18 protein-coding genes are annotated in these 22,336 nt (G+C 42.4%); 6 read left to right on the top strand and 12 right to left on the bottom strand.

Features of this window, described 5'->3' with window-relative positions; genetic code table 11:
* Nucleotides 1–84 precede the first annotated feature (84 nt).
* Nucleotides 85–753, bottom strand: coding sequence for a DUF1294 domain-containing protein (locus SJY28_RS05750; RefSeq protein ID WP_379543778.1), 669 nt, complete (start codon nucleotides 751–753; stop codon nucleotides 85–87).
* A 183-nt stretch (nucleotides 754–936) separates the two neighbouring features.
* Here SJY28_RS05750 and SJY28_RS05745 point away from each other — a divergent pair, with 183 nt between their 5' ends.
* Together SJY28_RS05745 and SJY28_RS05740 are read left to right on the top strand one after the other, a co-directional pair.
* Nucleotides 937–1,434, top strand: a complete 498-nt coding sequence (locus tag SJY28_RS05745) for a peptidylprolyl isomerase (protein ID WP_379543777.1) — start codon at nucleotides 937–939, stop codon at nucleotides 1,432–1,434.
* Nucleotides 1,435–1,534: 100 nt separating this feature from the next.
* Nucleotides 1,535–2,575 (top strand): aldo/keto reductase, encoded by a 1,041-nt coding sequence (locus tag SJY28_RS05740; protein WP_379543775.1) that lies wholly within the window; start codon nucleotides 1,535–1,537, stop codon nucleotides 2,573–2,575.
* Nucleotides 2,576–2,733: 158 nt separating this feature from the next.
* Here the strand turns inward: SJY28_RS05740 and SJY28_RS05735 are convergent, their stop codons facing one another.
* Complete coding sequence (locus SJY28_RS05735; protein WP_191114729.1) at nucleotides 2,734–3,534, bottom strand: 1-acyl-sn-glycerol-3-phosphate acyltransferase; 801 nt, start codon at nucleotides 3,532–3,534, stop codon at nucleotides 2,734–2,736.
* 306 nt (nucleotides 3,535–3,840) lie between these two features.
* On the opposite strand from SJY28_RS05735, the gene hflX reads away from it, so the two are divergent.
* From hflX to SJY28_RS05715, 4 genes are all read left to right on the top strand, one after another.
* Nucleotides 3,841–5,268: a ribosome rescue GTPase HflX gene (hflX, locus tag SJY28_RS05730; protein WP_057758442.1), complete on the top strand. Its 1,428-nt coding sequence runs from the start codon at nucleotides 3,841–3,843 to the stop codon at nucleotides 5,266–5,268.
* A gap of 376 nt (nucleotides 5,269–5,644) precedes the next feature.
* Entirely contained in the window at nucleotides 5,645–6,079 is a 435-nt protein-coding gene (locus SJY28_RS05725) for a CidA/LrgA family protein (RefSeq protein ID WP_290178107.1), read from the top strand.
* A gap of 16 nt (nucleotides 6,080–6,095) precedes the next feature.
* Nucleotides 6,096–6,785 (top strand): LrgB family protein, encoded by a 690-nt coding sequence (locus SJY28_RS05720; protein ID WP_102091538.1) that lies wholly within the window; start codon nucleotides 6,096–6,098, stop codon nucleotides 6,783–6,785.
* Between the two features lie 486 nt (nucleotides 6,786–7,271).
* Complete coding sequence (locus SJY28_RS05715; RefSeq protein WP_102094603.1) at nucleotides 7,272–8,078, top strand: lytic transglycosylase domain-containing protein; 807 nt, start codon at nucleotides 7,272–7,274, stop codon at nucleotides 8,076–8,078.
* Between the two features lie 171 nt (nucleotides 8,079–8,249).
* On the opposite strand, the gene tsf is transcribed toward SJY28_RS05715, so the two are convergent.
* The 10 genes from tsf to SJY28_RS05665 form a co-directional block, all read right to left on the bottom strand.
* Nucleotides 8,250–9,131: a translation elongation factor Ts gene (tsf, locus tag SJY28_RS05710; protein WP_057758434.1), complete on the bottom strand. Its 882-nt coding sequence runs from the start codon at nucleotides 9,129–9,131 to the stop codon at nucleotides 8,250–8,252.
* Between the two features lie 375 nt (nucleotides 9,132–9,506).
* Nucleotides 9,507–10,298, bottom strand: a complete 792-nt coding sequence (gene rpsB / locus SJY28_RS05705) for a 30S ribosomal protein S2 (RefSeq protein ID WP_335731855.1) — start codon at nucleotides 10,296–10,298, stop codon at nucleotides 9,507–9,509.
* Nucleotides 10,299–10,761: 463 nt separating this feature from the next.
* Nucleotides 10,762–11,211 (bottom strand): chemotaxis protein CheX, encoded by a 450-nt coding sequence (locus SJY28_RS05700; RefSeq protein ID WP_057758429.1) that lies wholly within the window; start codon nucleotides 11,209–11,211, stop codon nucleotides 10,762–10,764.
* 35 nt (nucleotides 11,212–11,246) lie between these two features.
* Nucleotides 11,247–11,696 (bottom strand): chemotaxis protein CheX, encoded by a 450-nt coding sequence (locus tag SJY28_RS05695; RefSeq protein WP_057758427.1) that lies wholly within the window; start codon nucleotides 11,694–11,696, stop codon nucleotides 11,247–11,249.
* Nucleotides 11,697–11,726: 30 nt separating this feature from the next.
* Nucleotides 11,727–12,089: a response regulator gene (locus tag SJY28_RS05690; protein WP_057758425.1), complete on the bottom strand. Its 363-nt coding sequence runs from the start codon at nucleotides 12,087–12,089 to the stop codon at nucleotides 11,727–11,729.
* A 61-nt stretch (nucleotides 12,090–12,150) separates the two neighbouring features.
* Nucleotides 12,151–14,331 (bottom strand): ATP-binding protein, encoded by a 2,181-nt coding sequence (locus SJY28_RS05685; RefSeq protein WP_379543774.1) that lies wholly within the window; start codon nucleotides 14,329–14,331, stop codon nucleotides 12,151–12,153.
* 12 nt (nucleotides 14,332–14,343) lie between these two features.
* Nucleotides 14,344–15,213 (bottom strand): substrate-binding periplasmic protein, encoded by an 870-nt coding sequence (locus SJY28_RS05680; RefSeq protein WP_379543773.1) that lies wholly within the window; start codon nucleotides 15,211–15,213, stop codon nucleotides 14,344–14,346.
* Between the two features lie 357 nt (nucleotides 15,214–15,570).
* Nucleotides 15,571–16,830 (bottom strand): multidrug effflux MFS transporter, encoded by a 1,260-nt coding sequence (locus SJY28_RS05675; protein WP_201571507.1) that lies wholly within the window; start codon nucleotides 16,828–16,830, stop codon nucleotides 15,571–15,573.
* 356 nt (nucleotides 16,831–17,186) lie between these two features.
* Nucleotides 17,187–17,999, bottom strand: coding sequence for a crotonase/enoyl-CoA hydratase family protein (locus tag SJY28_RS05670; protein WP_379543772.1), 813 nt, complete (start codon nucleotides 17,997–17,999; stop codon nucleotides 17,187–17,189).
* A 223-nt stretch (nucleotides 18,000–18,222) separates the two neighbouring features.
* Entirely contained in the window at nucleotides 18,223–21,837 is a 3,615-nt protein-coding gene (locus SJY28_RS05665; protein WP_379543770.1) for an ATP-binding protein, read from the bottom strand.
* Nucleotides 21,838–22,336: the final 499 nt, after the last annotated feature.

The raw sequence follows: 22,336 nt of genomic DNA, 5'->3' as shown, positions 1-22,336 counted from the left end.
TATTCGTAACCCACCTTTTTTTGTCGATCGTTTTAGTGCTTTCGTCAGACACGTAGCAATACTGCTAATCGTGAATGCAATTATTTATAGAAATTCTGACAGTAAACCAGTCACAGTCTCTAACCCACCACCTGCCAATAGAAACAACAAACCTGCCATGTTCACAACGACGGTCAAATAATAAGTAACTCGAAACTCAGGCTTTTGTGATTTGTGACGCAGATACGTCTGAGCCAATAGCGCACCTACCCAACCGCCAAGCGCGCTTAGTATGTGCAATGTAGACTCAGGCGTACGCCAGTCGCCACTTTGCGCAGCAGCTTTGTCTTTGGCATACATACCATAAGTAATAATCCCTAGCACGACGTACCAGCCGACCACTAGCCAGCTCAGTTTATCTGTCGCTGCTAATAAAGCTAAGACACCATAAAAAGCCAGTCCAAGAAATGAGCGTTTCTTTTGACCCGCTTCAAACTCTGCCTGATGGCTACGTTTCTGATTGCGCTGACGGATCTGCTGATTTTTTTGTGCCATTTTTTGCTGTACAAACCCAAGCTCTTGTACTTGCTTGGCTCGCTTGCGTCCCTCCGCATCTCGTCCAATGCTAAAGACCACTGCCTCACCGATATTAGGACGGCGCTGAGCCTTAAACTCACTCACATGAAAGAAGACAGACTCGCCTGCTTCAGTTTCAATAAAGCCAAACCCTTTATCATCCTGCCATTTTTTGACAGTGCCTTGTTGTTTATTCACTACCGACACCTCATATATTTTAGAATTGCCAATTATAGTACACCATCTGCGTTACATTATTGACGCTTACATCTGGTCTTAGATGGCTTATTATTTCTTACACTATAATACTGCAATTAAAGAGACTGCAATCAAACACATTATTTTCTATTCTTTTATTCTAGCAACTGATGGCTTTTTATTATGACTCAATCTCAATTTATCAATCCAAACGAAGACACTCGTATCGCTCACGGCAGCCTTGTGAAGCTGCACTTTGAAGTTTCACTAGAGAACGGCACCATCATCGACTCAACCTTTAATCGTGATGCACCTGTGTCTTTGACCATTGGTGATGAGAGCTTATTACCTGGTTTTGAACAAGTACTAATGAATCTACGCGCCGGTGATACTCGCACCGCACACCTTGAGCCAGAGCAAGCATTTGGTGAGTGGAATCCTGAAAATATCCAACATTTTAGCCGTATTCAGTTTGCGCTAGTCGCTGACAATCCAGAGATTGGCATGATGGTTGAGTTCGAAGACAAAGGTAAAAACACGCTGCCCGGTACGATTAGTGCCATCGATGAAGACCAAGTCGAAGTCGACTTTAACCACCCACTGGCAGGACAAGACGTATTATTTAAAGTAAAAATCTTTAAAGTCACACCGCCCGGTGTCACAGGTATCAAATTGATGTAGTCACTTAAAGACTATCAAAAACTCGTTAGGCATTAACTAGGATAAAAACTAGCGACGATAAAAATTAATATCGATAAAAACCGTCAAGAAGGAGACTTATATGCAGTATCAAACGTTACCGCAACTCGATGAAAAAGTATCTAAAATCTGTTTAGGCACGATGACATGGGGACAGCAAAATACTGAGTCCGAAGCACATGAGCAAATGGACATGGCGCTCAGTGAAGGTGTGAATTTTTGGGATACTGCCGAGATGTACCCGTCACCACCAGATAAAGACAAACAGGGTGATACTGAGCGCTTTATGGGCACTTGGTTTAATAAAACCAAACAGCGTGACAAAGTCATTCTCGCAAGCAAAATATCGCCAATGAATTTTTTGCGTGATGGACAAACGCGCTTTAACGCCGAGCACATTAGCAGCGCTATCGATGGTAATTTGGAACGTCTACAGACAGACTATATCGATATCTATCAGCTGCATTGGCCAGAGCGTCAGGCGAACTTCTTTGGTCAGCGCGGCTATGATGAAGAAATGGCAGCACAGCCATTAGACGATTTAACGCCATTTTTAGAGACTATTCAAGCGTTGAACGATGAAATCAAAAAAGGTCGTATTCGTGCTTACGGCCTATCAAATGATACCGCGTGGGGACTGATGCGCTATCTATGGGAAGCAGATAAAAATGGCCTAATTCCACCACTTACCGTGCAAAACCCATATAGCTTATTGAATCGTTTACACGAAGTTGGTATGGCTGAGATTGCCCATCGCGAAAACGTCGGGCTACTTGCTTACTCGCCACTTGGTTTTGGTGTGTTGTCTGGCAAATACCTTGATGGCAAACGTCCAACTGGCGCACGTTTGACCATGTATGATCGTTTCGGTCGTTATGTGAACGAGCAAGCCAAATCAGCCACTGAACAATATGCCAAGATAGCTGCTGATGCAGGTTTGGACATGGCGCAGATGTCATTGGCTTTTGTAAACTCTCGTCACTTTGTCACCAGTAACATCATTGGAGCGACGACGACCGAGCAACTCAAATCAAACATCGACAGTGTCAATGTGGAGCTAACAGCAGATGTATTAGAAGCGATTGAAGCGGTGCATACACAGCAGCCTAATCCATCGCCATAATTGGTCTTTCATAGAGATTGAATTTTAATAGAGCCTGCTGAATAAATAATATTATGTGTGCTCTATTAAATTTCCTATAGAAAAGGGCGCAAATCGTTTCGATTTGCGCCCTTTTATTAACTGGCTGAGATTAGCTACACTAGCTCAACTCTAAATAATCAGTCTTCAACTGGTGTGCTAAGAACTCTTGAATGTAGATCTGCCAATCCTTCGTTCATGCGTGCTTGTAATAAATTGGTCAGCTCGCTTTTGTTACGACCTTCTGGATCTATAGGCGCGAGTGGCAATACGTAAGCGGTCACGTTTTTGCTATCGAGCACTTTTTTCATACTTTCTTTCATCGTCAGCTTACCATAGTATGGCAATGCGTCGCTTAGTGTGCCGTCTTTGTTGACATAAGCGATGATAATCGGTCTGATAGGCACATCAGCGTCAATGGCTGCTTGCAGCAATGTTCCATGAATGCGCTTTACTTTTTTACCACTGGTGGTGGTCGCCTCAGGGAAGAAAATAATCGAAAAACCTTTGGCTAGAAAGTCAGCAATCTGTGCCGATACTGAGCTTGCATCACCGGAGCCGCGCTCGATGAAAAGCGTCCCTGCGGCATGAGCAAGTTTGCCAAATACAGGCCATTCACCGATTTCAGCCTTGGATAAAAAGAACGCTGGGCTCACAGTACCAACGACAGGAATATCCATCCATGATACGTGATTCGATACCCACAAACCATGGAACTGCTCTACAGGTTCCACTTCTACTACTTTTACCCCAAAAGAGCCTGCCATCTTGCGGCAGAATGTCTGGATATAGCGTGGTAGGGTTTCGCGTGGTGGCTGCTTAAATGCACCGATACGCTTTGCCGCGCGTATGCCGCCGACCATGGTTGTGGTCATACCAGCAACCTGCCTGCCTCGGCTCAACTGTCGTCTGAGTGAAAAGCTTGATTTAGCTTGGCTCATCTTCGCCCTCATGATTAAATAACGGGTGTTTAATAGTCAAAAAACGAGCCCAGTATAACAAAGTTCACACACTCAGTGATAGCTTGTTCACTCAGTGAGTGCCGACTTTTATACAAACGGGTAATAAAGCAGATTTATAAAAAATTATCCGCAGCAAACGCTGTAACATAAAACCATCGCTAATTATGCTAATACGCTTTAATATCAAGTGATAAGACCATATATAGATAATCATATGAACGCTACGTTGAAGCTTATTGAGCTGATTATAGCGAGACATTTACTTTATTAAATAGGTGATACTCTTTGGATTATTTTGAAAGACATGAAGGTGGCGAACGCGCCATTTTAGTACATTTAGACATCCGCCAAATTCAAGATCCTGACGATCTTAGTGAATTTGAGCTGTTGGCTGATTCAGCAGGTGCCGATCGTTTGGCATTAGTCACTGGATCACGCTCACGCCCTGACGCCAAATACTTCGTTGGTAGCGGAAAAGCAGAAGAAATCGCAGAACTAGTGCGTGAACACGAAGCAGACATCGTACTGTTTAACCACAGCCTGTCGCCATCACAAGAGCGTAATATAGAAGCGCTAGTGAAGTGCCGCGTGTTGGATCGTACTGGTTTGATTTTGGATATTTTTGCGCAGCGTGCCCGTACCTACGAAGGTAAGCTGCAAGTAGAGCTGGCTCAGCTTAACCATCTATCAACACGTCTGGTACGTGGTTGGACGCATTTGGAACGTCAAAAAGGTGGTATTGGTCTGCGTGGACCTGGTGAGACTCAGCTTGAGACCGATCGCCGTCTACTACAGACTCGCGTCAATCAGCTAAAGAGCAAATTAGAAAAAGTCCGTCAGACTCGTGCGCAAGGTCGCGCTCGTCGCCAAAAATCAGACGTACCGACTATCTCATTGGTCGGCTATACCAATGCGGGCAAATCTACTTTGTTCAATCGTTTGGTCGATGAAAACATCTACGCTGCTGACAAACTATTTGCGACGCTAGACCCTACTCTACGTCGTTTAGACTGGCAGGGAGTTGGTCGTGTCGTCTTAGTCGATACGGTTGGTTTTGTCCGTCATCTGCCGCATGAGCTGGTTGAGTCTTTTCATGCAACTCTAGAAGAGACGCTAGAAGCAGACTTGTTATTGCACGTCATCGACTCCTCCAGCGAGGACATGCACGAGCAGATTCAGGCGGTCAAAGAAGTGTTGGCAGAAATCGATAACGACGTACCTGTGCTCAATGTGTACAATAAGATTGATTTGACTGATGAGCCTGCACATATCGGCTATGCTAGCGAAGGTCAGCCAAACCGCGTCTATGTTTCTTCTAGACAGAACCTCGGCATGGAGGAGCTGACGCTTGCCGTACAGCAATTGTTGACAGGTAAACTGACGACGTTTGATTTAACCTTGCCGTATGATGCTGGACAGTTCAAAAACACTCTATATGAACTGGGTGTTATTGAAGAAGAAAGCTATGACGATACGGGTCGTGAATGTCTGACAATTCGTTTGCCAAGTGACCGTCTAAGACAGCTACTTGGTCAAGCAAACTTGAAACCTATCGATGTATTGCCGCTTGCACAAGCAACACTGCTGATGCCAGTACTTGAAGAGTTTGAGAAGGTTGATGACGTTGAAGAGCCAACCATGACAGAGGCTGAAGAAAAAGCATTTGACGAGTTTGATGCATTACACTCAGAAACAGCTGATTCAGAAAAATAATCGTTGTTTCTGTATAATAAGAGCTATTGTTAAAGTGAGACATTTGCGGCAGTAACTGAATGAACGTTTGATTCATACTGTTAGATCACAAACCCTTATATAGTACGTTAAAATAGAATAGACGATATCCATTGATATCGTCTATTTTTTTTGGATATGACCAGTCACGGTGCATAGGCTTTATTAGTTGCCCCACTCTCTATATAATCGCCTGTTATACATTCAACAAATATTGATAGATAGCGTTAATCTCTCGAAAGTGAATCATTGCTACTATCAATATTTATAGCATCATTTTCTACGTTGTATTCTTGGTGCGATCACATACTTTGTTTGGTACACCATCCATTTATATCTGACTTGGCCAGAATTGCTTATGAAGCCTGCTCACTCTCCCCATCTTCCACTATGGCTTGCGTTAATTCTAACGTTGACCATGGTTATCGTTGTCCGAGAAACGGCGGTTGTTCTCTGTCAAATGGCAGGCATCGAAAAAGCGGCCAATATTGTCGGTTTGGTTGCAATGTTTGTTATCTTGATGGCGTGGCGACTGCTTAAAGGGTTGCCGAGCTGGCTCACACAGGCCAGTAATACGTTACTAGTCGATAGTGGTTTTGCCTTCTTACCAGTTTCTGCTGGTGCAGGCTTGTTGCTATTTGCTCTAGGAGATGAGCTATTGGGTGTGATGATAACAATGATTATTAGTACGCTCATCCCATTGTGGGGACTGGCATTACTGGCCAATCGTTGGCTCAACCATGCTGCAAATACTGATAGTACGACTACTACTGAGCAAAAGGGACAGCCGTGAGCTGCGGAGAGATATTATGACTTTTGACAGCGTATTTATGGCAACCCTAGCCGCAATACTATTAACCTTGGCAGCACACGTAATTGCACGTGTATTGGCGCGTAAGTTGTCATGGTTACCGATGGTCATTACCGCACTTGTCCTAGTACTTGTTTTCCTATTTATACTGCAGTGGGATTACAACAACTATTACAGCGCGGCAAAACCTGTATTTGACCATCTATTGGGATACGTGACAGTACTCTTGGCTGTGCCATTGGCGGCGATGAATTTTAAAGGCTTACCAGTCAAAAAGCTCACTCTAATTGTCGCTATTGCTAGTGTCGTTGGCGCATTACTGCCTATGTCGTTGGCTTACTTATTTTCACTCAGCCATGAGACCCTCTTGGCTTTCGCTACCCGCTCTGTTACGACGCCGATTGGCTTGAGTGTCGCAGATTTAATCAAAGCACCATTGGCAATGGCTAACCTAATTATCATCGTCTCAGGATTGATAGGTGGTACGGTCGCTCGCTTTTTGTTCCGCGGTATCAATGATGACCGCGCTAAAGGATTGGCACTAGGTTTAGCAGCTCACGCATTTGGTACTGTAGAAGCATGGCAAATCAGTCATACAGCAGGACGTTATGCTGCATTTGGCTTGGCAGTGAACGGGTTAGTTACCGCGGTTTGGGTGCCTATCTTTATCAGTGCTATCGGTATCTAGTCGTAACTAGAACCCTACCTAAACTATTCTTATATTTTTAAAAACCTAACCATTAATAGGCTTATCTACTGTTAATTTCAGATTGAAAATCACCTCAACTATTCAAATGTCATTATTATCTCTTAAAAAATTGAGACACTTTATTTATATGAATTCATAAGCGTAAAAAACCCACTATAAATGGCTCATTAAGTCACTTAGAAAAGTTAGTATATTGATTTATCTAAGGTTATTTAATAATAGAAATCTGATTTTACAACTTAGTTTGTCAATCTGATGCGCCAAAAAGTTATTATATGTTATAGTAAGCAACTATTATTTTTTGTATCTATTGCAAGTGGTTCCTTATTGAAAGTGATAATTGCTAAGCTGCTGTCTTCACAGTGGGCTAAATAATTCTGCAAAATCAGTAACCGCTTAAGCGCCTAAATCAACGCATATATAGGCAAAACAATTTGCTGTTATTCGATAAAAAGTGATTTTACTATGATAAATACGGCTACTTTGATGACTCGCTGCTTATCTCCCCTTTTACTAAGTGCCATTGCTCTTTCGACCTTTTCTGTCGCTGCCAATGCAGGCAACATGTATATCTACAAAGACAAAGGTGGACAAGTACTGTTGACCAATGTCAATCCTAGTGGAAATTTTGATAAGTTTACGAAAAAAGTAAAAGTAACTTATTATAAAGACTCTAAGATGTATGACGGAAGCAGCGATAGCTATGGTAGCAGTGCCGCTAGCAACAGCGGAAGTCGCAACTCTTATGACAGCTACATTCGTGCTTCCGCTGAACGCAACGGTGTGGACCCTGCCCTAATGAAAGCAATGATGCATACTGAATCCGCTTTCAATCCAAACGCACGCTCACCAGTAGGCGCACAAGGCCTGATGCAGTTAATGCCAGCGACTGCGCGCCGATTCAATGTGAGCAACCCTTGGAACCCTGCAGACAATATCGAAGGATCAGCCAAGTATATTGCATGGCTCATGCGCCGCTTCAATAACAATGTCGAACATGCTGTCGCAGGCTACAATGCGGGCGAAGGCAATGTCGATAAATACGGTGGCATCCCTCCATTCAAAGAAACACGTAACTATGTTCAAAGAGTGATGAGCCGTTATCATAGCTTGTATAAGAATGATGCAGGACTGTTTGGTGCAAGTATCAGTGCTAACAATCAAACCAGTAGCACCAGTACAAATAATGGCTTACAAAATGTCAGTTATGGCACTAGCAGCAATGTGAATAGTGCTAGCTATGCCAACTCAGCCTATGCTGCTTTACGCTAAGCCAGTTACCTAAAAGCCAGACATAAAAAAGCCCATTAACGAATTAATGGGCTTTTTTATGTCTGGACGCTTTATGTCATGATGCTTTATATCTTGATGCATTAAGAGTAATAAAGCCAAACTGTGAGCCATAATTAAGGACTCACAGCCTGATCCAACACTATTTGGTACTTACTTGTTAGCAGCCTGAGTTGCAGCAACTTCAGCAGCGAAGTCTTCTTGCTTCTTCTCGATGCCTTCACCAACTTCTAGACGTTTGAAGCCAAGTACTTTTACGCCTTCAGCTTTTAGGACTTCGCCAACTTTCTTGTCGTTGTCCATAACGTATGGCTGACGTAGTAAAGTTACTTCGTCTAGGTACTTACGTAGGCCACCTTCGATCATTTTTTCAACGATGTTGTCAGGCTTGCCAGACTCACGAGCTTTCGCTTCGATGATGTCTTTTTCGCGTGCCAATACGTCAGCAGCAACATCTTCGTCATCTACAGCAACAGGGTTGAATGCAGCGATATGCATAGCAAGGTTTTTACCAGTGTCAGCGTCGCCGCCTTCAAAAGATACAACTACACCGATACGTAGACCATGACGGTATGCAGCGATGTTAGCACCTTCAAGTGTTTCAACACGGCGAATCTGGATGTTTTCACCGATTTTCTGTACTAGTGATACACGTGCTTCTTCAACAGTCTGACCTTCGCCATAAGACAATTCAGAGATAGCAGCAACGTCAGTTACGTTGTTTTCTAGTGCAAGGTTAGCAACTTTTTCTGCAAATGCAGTGAAGCTGTCATCTTTTGCAACGAAGTCAGTCTGGCAGTTAACTTCTAACAAGAATGCTTTATTTTCGCCTTGAGCGATGATGATAGCGCCGTCAGCTGCGATGTTACCCGCTTTTTTAGCTGCTTTAGCTTGACCAGATTTACGTAGGTTATCAATGGCAACTTCAACATCACCGTTTGATTCTTCTAACGCTTTTTTACATTCCATCATGCCAAGACCAGTACGGTCACGCAATTCTTTTACCATTTTGGCAGATACTTTTACTTCTGTCATAAGAGTCACCTTAGTATAGTTATGTATAGGAGTGCTGTATTTCTAAATGCTGTATTTCTATTCAATATCTTAGTATTACTTAAAATCTAACAGACAGCTCGTTTTGAACGATTACTAATATAGCCATCAATGATGTCAAACAAATAACATCTGTACAATATAGCGATATGACCAGTAGGAGCGATAATACTCGCTCAATAGCTGCTCGCTTATACGCATGGCATTATTAATAAGGCTTTATTCAATAACAAGGCATGACGAGTAAAACTACATCATGCCTATTATGAGCTTATACGCTGTTCAAAACATTATATGGATGCTGATAGATACACTATCAAGACATCCTTACAAAGTTAAACTTTTTAAGTCAGCTACTTATTCTGCTGGAGTTGCAGCAGCTTCTTCTGTAGCTGGCGCTTCTTCAGTTGCAGCAGGTGCTTGTTCAGCTTTACCACCAGCTTGAGTTTGTGCGTATTCTTTACCAGCGATGATAGCATCAGCCATAGAAGTTACGTACAAAGTCACAGCACGGATAGCATCATCGTTAGCTGGGATGATGTAATCAACGTTGTCTGGGCTAGAGTTAGTATCAACGATACCGATAACTGGGATACCCAAGTTCTTGGCTTCTTTAATAGCGATAGCTTCGTGATCTACATCTACTACGAAGATAGCGTCAGGTAGGCCGCCCATGTCTTTGATACCACCTAGTGAACGCTCAAGTTTTTCCATATCGCGAGTACGCTCTAGCGCTTCACGTTTAGTTAGCTTAGCGAAAGTACCGTCTTCTGCTTGCTTTTCTAGCTCTTTTAGACGGTTGATTGACTGGCGTAGAGTTTTCCAGTTAGTCAACATACCACCTAACCAGCGATGGTCAACGTATGGCATGCCAGCGCGAGCTGCTTGCTCACGTACGATACCGCTTGCAGCGCGTTTAGTACCAACAAATAATACTTTGTTTTTCTTAGCAGCTAGGCCGTTTACGTAAGTCAACGCTTCGTTGAACGCTTTTACGGTGTGCTCTAAGTTGATGATATGGATTTTGTTACGTGCGCCAAAGATGTATGGACCCATTTTTGGGTTCCAAAAACGTGTTTGGTGACCAAAGTGAGCGCCTGCTTGTAGTAAGTCGCGCATTTCGATTTTGGTTGGATTCTTTGTAGCCATGAGAATATATCCTATTGGTTGGGTTATGCCTCCACATCACAAAAACAGCCTATTTAGCGACACGCATCTGCTACCGGTTAGTTTTCATTAGTAAAGCACTAACAGATCACAAATTAATCAAGTCGCCAAACACCCAGCAATTTTTTGCCATGATGTGTGTGTCATTGGTTGGTTTAAAAAAAGAAGCTATCGCTAGATTGAAGCAAATGCCCAAATCTAAACTATAAAGTGAATTATAAAAATAGCTGCGCTGTATTTTATCACATAACGTCTTAGAATCTCCAGCAGTTTGTGTGTAGCGTATCAATAAGATAAAAACAAAATATGGTGATAATAAAACAAAAAAAGCGACACATTTGCATCGCTTTTTTCATGATTATCTTTTTAATAGCTATTTTTCAAGCAAGGTTAATGCTGTCGCTCTTTTATAGTTATCACTCGTTTACAGAGGATTGACTATAACTTATGCAATGCAAATACCAATGACCGCCTTGTAACCACGCCACGTAAATGGTGTGATATAGCTTTGACGATCTTTAGGTAAATAAGACACGCTTGGCGCACTCTCTACAATGTGCGGCGGCGAAATAATAAACTCTGAACCAAACTCTGTACGAGCGTTACCTGAGATTGTATTGGCCATTTCACCCAACAAATCTTTCATCATGGTGATTGAAGAGTCAGGCTCTCCCATCACTTTGATGACTTCTCGCAACATCACGCTTGGTGCACTGACATAGACGCAGCCTTCCAAAGGCCCTGATATCTTAATGACACCGCTATAATCAAAGCCAATCGCGCTTTTGTTGTTGTTCAAGTAAGGGGTATCAATTGACACTTCTGAGCCATCGATTTGTGCAAAAAATGCATTAATCGAGCTTAGAAATACACCCAATTTTTCTACTTTAACCATAATATATTAATATCCATCTGTATTACGTGGCAGCATTAGTCTTGCAAACAAACCACAATCTCGCCTACTTGAGAATGCCAAGTGATGGGGATGATAAAAGAACGTTCATCGTTCGGCAACACAATACTTTGCGGCGCACCTTTGAACACAAATGGTACAGAGATATGAAACTCTGAGCCAAACTCTTTGCGTGCATTGCCTGCAATTGTATTGGCCACTTCCCCAGCCAGATCTACATAGTTCTCTTCACTTTTATCGGTCTCGCCCATGCTGTCTAAGATTGAAGACAGCAAGTCACGCGTCGCCGAAAAATATACCACGCCTTTTTGGCCACCAGATATACCAATCACGCCCGTATAATCGTGGACTTTTGGCTGTTTGTTTTCTAGTAAGTAAGGGGTATCGGCAATAAGCTCTTCTCCCCCAAACTGGTCAAAATAATTACTAATAATACTTAAAAAAATCTGTAGCTTTTGCTCTTTCATAATGACATCTGCTTTGGTCGATGAATGGTATTAGTCTTGCATCAGCTCATACAAAGACTCTACAAGCTCCTCTTCCGAAAAAGGCTTGCACAAAAATCCGCTAGCACCTAGCGACAGTGCTTCGATGCCGGTGGCTTTGTCCGATAACGCTGATACCACTAAAATGCGTACTTCAGGATCAATCGCGATGATTTTTTCAATACATTCTAGCCCATCCATTTGTGGCATGGTTAGATCCATGGTGATCACATCAGGGCGATGAACATTGAACTTTTCGATGGCTTGAACACCGCTGGTCGCTGTCGCAACCAACATGAACTTTCCTGAATCGTATGCGCGCTGAATACGGTTTCTAATAATATTTGAATCATCAACAATCATTAACTTATGCATAACTTATCTACTACCTTTAATGAAGTGCTTGTCGTCCCTGACAATATAATTACTATTTTGATTAAGCTTTAGGTAAAGTAATGACAAACCGTGTCATCTGACCCAGCTCGCTATTTACGTTAAGCTTGCCATCATACTCTTTTACTTTTGCTTTAATGATATCAAGTCCAACACCGCGGCCACCATCTTCATCTGAGTGCTCTTTGGTAGAGAATCCAGAAGAGAACAGCTGTTTGAGCAAGTCACCTTTGCTAAGCTGATTTGCTTCTTCCGTACCGAAACTACCTTCTTGAATCAGTTTATTACGGATGCTGTCGTAGTTGATACCTTGTCCGTCGTCTTGCACCACTAGCATAAAGTTTGAACCGTTGTCTTGCACTTCCAAATCTATGATCCCAACGTCAGTTTTGCCAGTAGCATGACGCACACTTGGCGACTCGATACCATGTACTACCGCATTACGCAGCAACTGAATACTGATTTCTTTGATTGGCTTTGCCAGATTTGCCGGAATGCTGGTTTGGGTTAGCGTCGTACTTTTTAGCTGTACTTGCTTGCCCTGTCTTGCAGCAATCTCTTTTGTAAATTCATTGTAAAAAGACAATAAATCGTCATCTGCTTCATTGTCTAAGTCGATATCTAGCCCACCATCAAAATCAGCATTGCTAGCTGCATGGTCTGCTACTGGATTTTGAGTAGCGACTGGTGCTTGTACGGTTGACGACTTAGCTGCTGTCGGTGCTGAGCGGTTGATACGCTCACCCAATGTCGCAATCGTGTTCGATAAGCTGAGCAAGTCATCCAAATGTACTGCCAATGGTAAGAAGTCATTACCAGACAACTGACCTTGGTTTTGTAATGCATGTAACTTGTCTTCAGCATCAGAAGCAATCTTAGTAAAGCTGTGTAGTTTTAGTGCTGAGGCTTCACCTTTTAAACTGTGCATTTCACGATAAATAGCTTTCAATTTACCTTCAAGCTCGTATTGTGAGCTACCAGGATTTTTCAAGATGTTATTCATCTTCTCGATATGCGCTTGGGTATTACCAATAAACTCATTAATAATCTTCGGATTTACATTCAAGATAGTCGTTAACATCTCAATCTGCATATCGTTTTGTGAACGCTCTTTTTCTAGGCGCTGTTCTAAGTAGACTGCATCTGATACATCGTTAACGTTGACCAAGATACGGGCAATGTCTTTATTATCATAAACACGTGAGAATTTAAAATCTAAGAAGCGGTTATCAAGATTTTTGTCTTCAGACAAATTATGCAGCATGACTTTGTTTAATGGGTTAAGTGAATCTACCAGCTTTTCTTTAACGCGAGGGTTATAGAGCTGCTCAATAAACTGCTGTGTGGTCTTGAGGTCTTTATCAGAAATACGACCGCGCAAGACATTGGTAAAGTTTTCCCCTGCTAAGCTATCAGAGCCGATAATATTGTTCAGCGCGCGAGAATGCTGTTGACCAATATTCAAGTCCTTATCAAGTAGGAAAAGACCCGTATTTACTGTTTCCATAATTTCTTGCGTTTCTTGTCGAGCGGCAAGTGCTTCCGCATCCGTCTCACGTAGACGACGTACAAAGAAGAATACGAAGATTAGGAAGTAGGTAAAGATAGCGGCAACACCAAGTACCTGAATAAGACGAATGGTAGTTGCTTGACGTTCTGCACTATTAAATACATCTTTTGTCAGACTATCTAAAGAATCGTTAATAAACAAACTTGATGTTTTAGCCTGCTCAACGGCCTGCGTCAATTCATCAGCAGAAGGCACCATAACGTTATCAGCATCTTTTAAGTATGCTTGAATTTTGGGCTCTAGCGCTTTCCATTGCTCATTGGCAGCGGCTATGTTGGTTTGTGCGTTGCTATCAATTTTTGGTAAATCGTAGCTATTACCGTCTTCATCTGTGATCGTGCCACCTTGCTCAATCGCTGCAATAGAGTTGGTAATCAACGTAGTGTTTTGCTCTAAACGACTTAATGCTCGTTGTATGTGTGGAGACTTAGTATCCTCACCATAACTGCTGTCCAAGTCGAAAAGATCTTTAATTACCGCCTGTGCACTGTTTGCAACTTGGTTGGTTTGGTCAATTAAAGCGGTGTTTCTTTCTAATAAGTTTGAGGTATAAAACGTGAACGCTAGCAAAGCACCGATTAGAGATAAAAATAGTGCAATTGAAATAATCAGACCTTGATAGCGCTTATTGTCGACATTAGGTACGGTTGCCATCTTCAGAATTCCTTAGTTCACTTGCTTAGTATTAGTATCAGAATCACTCTTTTCAGCAGTCTCTGCTGCGCCTAACCAACGATTCTCAATCTCTTTAAACGTTCCTTTTTGTTTGAGCTTTGCAATACCTTCATCCACTTTACGAATTAAGTCATTATTGCCTTTCGCCATCAGAATAACCTGCTGGGCTGACGGGTTGTCTTCACCCTCATAAGAGACGATAGTGACGTCATACTCTGGATGGTTTTTTGCCGTAAACTGTAAAATAGGTAAGTCATGCAAAATGACATCGACCTTGTCCTGCATCAAATCTTCAAATAATAGATAAGCAGTGCTTCGAGTCGTCATTTGGCTATATTTACCCATCGCTCTGAGCTGATCATCTTGCTTTGAGCCTTCCATTGCCGCAACATGCATGCCTTGCAAATCATCTAAGCGATTTATTTTTAGGTCAGCATTTTTGTACATGACTGCAGATGGATTAAAGAAATAAGGAGTAGAAAGGCCATATTTTACAGCGCGGTCATCTTTGTAAGAGATACCTGAGATTGCTAGATCACGTCCACCAGACTCTACTGTGTCAAACATGTTCTGCCAAGTTTCCTTGTAGAACTCAACTTTGAAGCCTTGTTCTTCACCGATAGCACGAATTGAATCAATATCAATACCTTGCATATTGCCATAGTCATCTTGAAACGAGAACGGTGGCATCGTACCTGTTGTGGCCACCTTTATGGTTGGCGCCGAAGCAGGCAGCTTGCTCACAAAGCTATCTGTGTTTTCCGTTACTGTTGCGCTTGCATTTTCTTGAGTAGAAGAGTTGCCACAGCCAAATAGGCCAACACTCAATAGAATTGGTAACGCTCGATATAACTGCATCATAATCTATCCTTGAAACCTAACGTTGTTTTACATCTTAGTGAATGACAATCTAGCAATGTTAAGTAATGTCTATACATATTTGCTTACAGAAAGTTACGTTAGATAATACTTGTCTAATTTTATGATTGCAATAATTATGTTTGGTCATTATCTACGATTAGTTATATATAGCAAAGTATGCATATATTTTTGAACAACATATACTTGTTTATAATCAATAAATTCCATTATATAAAGTGCCTATAAAATTTAATTTTGCTCTAAATAAAAATAAATAGAGCGCACAAAAAAGCACTCATACGCTGTGAACGTATGAGTGCCTTTTTAAAATACAGCTAGCTTAAAATAGAGAGGGTTTTACTCTGCATCATCTAAATTAAGGTTACGATCAATTTTCCAAATCAGGAAGGAACCGAGACTCATTAATGAGAACAGGGCAATACCGACCTTGAGGACTGGGTTGACTGGAAACAGATTCAATAATAAACCGCCGAAGATACCGACTGAAAACATTAGCGAGCCTTGTAGCGCACTTGCCATACCAGCACGGCGCTTCTGAAAAGCGAGCGCAATTGCAGAAGCATTGGGCTGGGTCAGACCCAATCCTGCGATACAAAAGAAAATACAAGCCAGCACTAGTGGTAGCCAAGCATCCGTCCCTAAAAGCAAGCCAGTCACGAATAGCACACCCGCAGAGATAACCTGCATCATCGCCCCAAATCGCAAAATACTTAGTATTCGAAAGCGATTGGTAAGCCATTGGTTCAACTGAGTCAAACCGACAAAACCCGCCGCATTCATTCCGAACAACCAAGCGAAATGTGTCGCTGAGACGCCATAGGTATCCATAATTAACTCTGAAGCCGAGCTGATATAGACAAACATCGCTCCCATTAACAATCCACCACCAATTGCTGGATAGTTAAAAGTCGGGTCTTTTAATAAGTCCCAATATTGACTGAGCACTTCTCTTGCAGGGCGTACGTTACGGTTTTCTTCAGTCAAAGTTTCAAAAAAGAAAAACTTAGTAAGTAGCAAGTTTAGAGCGCCAAATGCAGCTAAAAACCAGAAGATAGAGTGCCAATCAAAAAACTGTAAGAATAGCGCGCCAAGCGATGGTGCCAATATGGGTGCTAAGCCCATCACTAAAATCATAATGGAAAAAGCTTTTGCCGTTTGTTTGGCAGTGAGGCGATCTCGAATCGCAGCGCGAGTAACTACTGCACCGACGCACGCGCCCAATGCTTGTAAAGTCCGGCCTGCAAACAGTACGTACTCATTGTCAGTGGTCGCACAAAGGATAGAAGCAATAACGTATAACGTCATACCTATATACAAGGGTTTGACACGGCCGACACGGTCACTGAAGGGTCCGTAAAATAGCTGCCCGAATACCAAACCTAAAAAGTATGCAGGGACAGAGTTGGCCATAAAGGCCGTTGAAACACCGAAATCATCGGCCATCGATGGTAGCGCTGGCAGATACATATCAATGGATAATGGGCCCACCGCAACCATCAGCCCAAGCATCATAATCCATGCAACAGGCAAATCAGCAGAGCGCACTCGTTCAGAAGCGATAGGTTTGTTTGGAAGGGAGGGTTTTGAAGCAGACATATTTAGACCGTTTTATATAGTGGCTATTATTTTTGATATTTTATTTTTCGACGTTTAATTGCTTGCACGTGTTGTTAGGTAGGCTTTCGTCATTTTACTGGCTTATCCAGTAATCAAAATAGATACCTTTAACAACAATAGTGCATCTTTACCCACATCGGTGCAAGCAGACAATGCTATATCGTGCTATCTGCTTGCATTTCAATGGCTATAAGATATTGGCGAAACAACCGCTAACAATTAAAACTCGTCGAAAGAACTTATCAAAATATGTCTGGTATTCTTAGGAAGCAACCTCTTCTATTAAAGCGAGTCAAATAAAAAACAGAACTAGCAAAGTTGCTAATAGGAAAAATTTAGCGGAATTGACGTTTGCCAAATAAGGTGCTGGCCTGCTTTGCTTTTCTGAGGGCAAGCTTACGATTACGACCAAGCATCATTTTAAGCTGCCATGCTTTTTCTTTATATAAAGTCTTAGCAGGCTGATCGTACATCGCATTTATCACACGTTTACTTGCTAGCACCGCATCAGGAGAGCGCTCTGCAAACTCGGCAGCAAGCTTTTGTGCTTGTTCAAGAGGCACTTCACTACAATGGCTAATCAAGCCTAACTCTTTGCCTTCATTAGCATCGATGATACGGGCGCTCATGGCGAGCTCTTTTAGAGTGTCTTCTCGTAGAACTCCAAATGCCGATTGGGTCAGTCCCATGTCTGGCACTAAACCCCATTTAGCTTCCATAATAGATAATTGACAATCAGGATGGCTGATACGTACGTCACAAGCCAACGCCAACTGTAACCCAGCGCCGATACAATACCCTTCTAATACGGCTATGACAGGTACTGGCAGATCACGCCATACCAAGCATACTCGTTGGAACGCACTTTGCCATGGCTTAATCAACTCCCAAAGCGCAAATGCTGTGTTTTTTGGATGATTTAAGTCTCCTAAATCAATCCCTGCGCAAAACGTCCCCTCTGCCCCATTTAGAATGACTGCGCGTATGGTTCTGTCCTTGCTAATACGACCTGCCAGCTTAATCAGCTCATTGATTACCTGAAAGCTCATGGCATTTTTTTTATGTGGACGATTTAAGGTAACCGTCAGTATGTTGTCTGTAATACTAACTTGTAAGGTCTCATACTGGTAACTTGCAATCGCGTTCATAACAATCCTTATTAATGAATAAAACAAATATGGTTCTAATATTCACAATATTAGCAGGCTTGTCTTTGTTGTACCGTAGTAATAACTGACTGCCACGATACTATAGTCAATTTCATATACAGCAGACACAGAGCACCTAGCTAATAGCGATAAGCAGATCTAACGAGGTTACTTATCGCTCTCTGAATCTGAATGATTCTGACCTTCTTACCTCATCTTCAACTTATATCATTTTCCACGTCATGTCATTTTCGCTCAAGCGATGATAATTAAGCTGCGGATAAGAAGATAAATCTACTTTTTGCAAGTTGTCTAGCGCCGTTAATAATGCCTCATAATAAGGCTCAATCATTGCAAATTGCACAGGTGTCGTATGCTGTACATTCAGCAGGCACTTATCTTCCAAATCTTGGCTAGCCTGACGCAGTTGCGGTACACCTGTATATCGACTACCGCCCAATATACGATGGGCAATTTGTGCCAACATATTACGATCATGCGCTTCCCATGCCTGAATGAGTGCCTGTTTTTCATCATTGATAGTATCTATCATCATGATAATAAGCTTGGCCGCTAATTCAGGTTTATTCGCTGAACGAGTGAGCGCATCTTGCCAATCTAAAATGTTTGAGGTATCACTTTTGCTTATATTATTGTTACTAAGGTCATTATTGATTTGCTCGTGTAAAGTCGTATTATCGTGAGCTGTTCTATCTTGAAAGCTTTGGTCTTGAGGGCTTTTATCTTGAGAGTTATTGATAGACTTTGTTGGTGATTGTAGTAGTTGCGATTGACCTTGTTTTTGTAAACGTAAGCTTTCATAGCGCGGCTGAATATCACGCGCAGTATCCCGTCTATAGCCTTCACGAGGCTGGCTATCGCGCAAATAATCATCACGGATTTTTTTCAGGGATAGTGGGCGGGTAATTTTCGGCTCGCTACTGACAGAAGTACTATTACGATCTACCCCGTCTCCTCTTATTATTGGATAAGTAGCGGTTAATGTATCTGAAGATATACCTGAACTGGCTTGAGTCTCTAGCCCATTTACATTGTTAGAGAGCAAGTCGTTCGATAAATCATTATCATTGATTGAGTAACCGCGCAGCGAGTCAATAGCAGTTAACTCAGCCCCTGTTGGGTCGATACTCTGTACATTAGCACCTTGTAAGTTATCACCCTGTAAATCTGGATGCTGTAAACCAAAGCTCTGTAAATCTGTATCGGGCAGCGCGGTCAATTGTGGTGTGGTACTCTTGCGACCAAGCCATTTCTGTAGCACTTGCAATAACTGCGGTTGGCTAATAGGTTTGCCAACATAGTCGTTGATACCACTGGCTATGAGTTTGTCACGTTCATCTGCTAACCCGTGAGCTGTCAGAGCGATAATAGGGATACGACTATCCGTATTTTCGATATTTCGAATCTGCTTAGCTGCCTCATGACCTGACATACGCGGCATTTGAATATCCATAAATATCAAATCAATATTGTCTTTGTCTTGCGTAGCCGCCTTATCGTCAGCGCTCGTGTCCTCATGATAGAACGCGCTATTTGTTTTCTTGTTTATCTCATCACGTGTTTCTGCTTTAGAAAGTTGCGTTTTATTCGATAGGCTTTGCTTATCGCTCTTAGCAGTTTTGATGTTTTTGGTTTGCTGTTTACTGATAATCTCAATAGCATCAAACCCACTGCTCGCAGTAACTACCTGAATCCCTAGCTCGCTCAATAGAGCATCAAGCACTAGTAAATTGGGCAAATGGTCATCAACTGCCAGTACCGTGACCCCTTTCCAGCGTGGTTCCTGCAAGCTTTGCGGCGTACTACGGCTTTGCGTATCGAGCATCGCATAGAGTTGTCTTTTGTCTAATGGCTCATACAGTATGTTGGCATGATAGCGGTTGAGTAGCGCTTGATCGGCAGCTACTTGGTAGCCGAATACAGCAAGCTTGCCTTGATAATGCAGACGAATTTGCTTGAGGAGCGCCATCATATCGTCTTGCGTGTCATCATCAACGATGACCCAATCCCAATAATTACCATGCTCTTTCAACGACTCCAGTACACCCGGCAATGAGTTGGCTTGAGTCAATTTAATTGGTAAGTATTGCAAGCTGGCCTTCAGTACTTGTATCGAAGCGGTATGATTGATCCAAACCAACACGTTAAACTCGTCAGTCTCGCTTGCCAGTGGTGCTAATACTGGTAATTCAATTGTCTGCCCTGTAGCTGCTTCTAGCACATCGACATGGGCTGGCATGCGAAACCAAAAAGTCGCGCCTTGATTGGCAATATTCTCTTGAGCATTATCATGAAATCCAATATCCCCGCCCATCAAGCGCGTCAACTGTTTTGAGATGACCAGACCCAACCCTGTACCACCATACTGACGCGTGATTGATGGATCGCCTTGACTAAAGCTTTGGAACAGCATTTTTTGATCTGCCAGAGAAATACCTTTACCACTATCTTGCACACTAATCATCAGATAATTATCACGGTGATCGTCTAAGCTAACACGCACCACCACATCACCACTATCGGTAAACTTAATGGCATTACCAACGATATTGGTCAATACTTGCTTAAGACGTAACGCATCGCCGTTGATGCGCATCGGCACATCATTGTAAAACAGCACTGCCATGCGTAAACCCTTCTCCGCAGAGACAGGAGATAGCATATCGACCACATCATAAATGGTGTCATAGAGATCGAACTCATGGCGATCCAATACCAGCTTGCCTGCCTCAATTTTAGAAAAATCTAAGACATCATTTACCAAAGCGAGCAAGTGTGCTGAGGACTTACGTATGGTCTGTACATACAAGTCCTGCTCAGGATTAAGCTCACCATGACGTGCCAGCAAGTTAATAAAGCCATCGATACTGTTCAATGGTGTACGCAGTTCATGACTGATATTGGCTAAAAACGCAGATTTTGCTTGGCTGGTTGAAATAGCTGCATCACGTGCATTTCGAATAGAGATGTTTTGCATCTCCATCTCATCAAATGCCAACCGTAAATCATCCTCAGTTTGCTCGGCATGGTCTTTGAGCTCTTGAAAGCTTCTATGTAAGCGGCGCAATGTTCTGACTAGATCTTGCTGTAATAAATTCAGCTCACCATCTGACTCTACTGGTACAGGTTGGTATAAATTATCGACATGAGTACGTTGCAACTGCAAACGCAGCTCATAAATTGGGGCAATCCAACGTTTCGAATAGATATTTAAACTCAGTAGTAGAATCAAGATAGTAAACAAGCCGGTAATCACTAATGCCATCGCAATACGGTAGCGTGCAATATAAAGCGGCTCATTATCCATATCGACGAGCAACCACAATGTCTGCCCTTCAAACTCTCCCAATACACTGCCATACGCTGTGCCTACAGGCGTTGGACGTTGTGACAAAAAACTGGCGGAATCACTGATCAATGGCCATTCTTCATTGAGGCCATAACCGACGGTTGCCAGTATTTGGTTGCCTTCATTAATAATAGCAATGCGCTGTACATGCTGTTCAGACTGCATACGTCCAAGCTTATCTTGGATACCCTCTAGCGTCGTCATTGCCGCTCGCTGAGTACCTTCAGCACTACTCCCTACTTGCTGGCGCTCTTGTTCTAGCAGTTCAGGAATCAGTTCAGCTATGACTGGTGTGTAGCGAATAAGTACCGCTTCGGCCAATACTTCTTGCTCAGAGTCGCTTGCACGCATGGTTTCGTGAAATACCAAGATGCCGCCTACTGCTGCCAACACACAGATAGGCAAAAACACCAGTATGATCAGCTGACCATAAGCACTACTGGTATCGAAACGTTTTTTATATGCCATGCTAGGTCTACTCTCTACTAAGGTTCTTGCCATGAATTTTTGTGATAACGTCAGCATTTGTGATACTTGCAGCGCGTCATATCAGAGCATCTGGGTAAGACGCTACTCTTAATGAAGCTATTAATCGTTAATAAGGTCACTAATTTTGATAAGACAGTTGATAAATAGTTCAAGATTATCTTAACAGGATTCTATAAGTACTGGTTAGGCATTCCATGTGATGAATAACGTTATAATTAAAGTGCCCACCACTCTGTGTCAAAGAAAATATGGCTTTAAGCAATGCTCCTACTTTTGCAACCCTCAACGTAACATTGACATTGACCTGATACAGTGACTATTAATCCTTGATGCGATAAGCGCAGCTGAAAACAAAATGATATAATAAAGCCACTTTTTATTTACCACAATATATCGCTCATAGTCATAACATATGAGAGCGCACTCTAATGCCTTTCGTTTTTAGCTCGCTTATCACCGTAAACCTATATACCAAGCG

The organism is Psychrobacter sp. R86515 (assembly GCF_042466315.1).
GTDB lineage: Bacteria > Pseudomonadota > Gammaproteobacteria > Pseudomonadales > Moraxellaceae > Psychrobacter.
This window is presented reverse-complemented; position numbering and strand designations above follow the sequence as displayed.

Excerpts from the sequence above, each read along its gene's own strand:
- SJY28_RS05725 (WP_290178107.1), top strand. The coding sequence starts at position 5,645 with ATGAAGCCTGCTCACTCTCCCCATCTTCCACTATGGCTTGCGTTAATT.
- SJY28_RS05700 (WP_057758429.1), bottom strand. The coding sequence starts at position 11,211 with ATGGTTAAAGTAGAAAAATTGGGTGTATTTCTAAGCTCGATTAATGCA.
- SJY28_RS05690 (WP_057758425.1), bottom strand. The coding sequence starts at position 12,089 with ATGCATAAGTTAATGATTGTTGATGATTCAAATATTATTAGAAACCGT.
- SJY28_RS05695 (WP_057758427.1), bottom strand. The coding sequence starts at position 11,696 with ATGAAAGAGCAAAAGCTACAGATTTTTTTAAGTATTATTAGTAATTAT.
- SJY28_RS05715 (WP_102094603.1), top strand. The coding sequence starts at position 7,272 with ATGATAAATACGGCTACTTTGATGACTCGCTGCTTATCTCCCCTTTTA.
- SJY28_RS05745 (WP_379543777.1), top strand. The coding sequence starts at position 937 with ATGACTCAATCTCAATTTATCAATCCAAACGAAGACACTCGTATCGCT.
- rpsB (WP_335731855.1), bottom strand. The coding sequence starts at position 10,298 with ATGGCTACAAAGAATCCAACCAAAATCGAAATGCGCGACTTACTACAA.
- SJY28_RS05685 (WP_379543774.1), bottom strand. The coding sequence starts at position 14,331 with ATGGCAACCGTACCTAATGTCGACAATAAGCGCTATCAAGGTCTGATT.
- SJY28_RS05675 (WP_201571507.1), bottom strand. The coding sequence starts at position 16,830 with ATGTCTGCTTCAAAACCCTCCCTTCCAAACAAACCTATCGCTTCTGAA.
- SJY28_RS05665 (WP_379543770.1), bottom strand. The coding sequence starts at position 21,837 with ATGGCATATAAAAAACGTTTCGATACCAGTAGTGCTTATGGTCAGCTG.
- tsf (WP_057758434.1), bottom strand. The coding sequence starts at position 9,131 with ATGACAGAAGTAAAAGTATCTGCCAAAATGGTAAAAGAATTGCGTGAC.
- SJY28_RS05670 (WP_379543772.1), bottom strand. The coding sequence starts at position 17,999 with ATGAACGCGATTGCAAGTTACCAGTATGAGACCTTACAAGTTAGTATT.
- SJY28_RS05740 (WP_379543775.1), top strand. The coding sequence starts at position 1,535 with ATGCAGTATCAAACGTTACCGCAACTCGATGAAAAAGTATCTAAAATC.
- SJY28_RS05720 (WP_102091538.1), top strand. The coding sequence starts at position 6,096 with ATGACTTTTGACAGCGTATTTATGGCAACCCTAGCCGCAATACTATTA.
- SJY28_RS05735 (WP_191114729.1), bottom strand. The coding sequence starts at position 3,534 with ATGAGCCAAGCTAAATCAAGCTTTTCACTCAGACGACAGTTGAGCCGA.
- SJY28_RS05680 (WP_379543773.1), bottom strand. The coding sequence starts at position 15,213 with ATGATGCAGTTATATCGAGCGTTACCAATTCTATTGAGTGTTGGCCTA.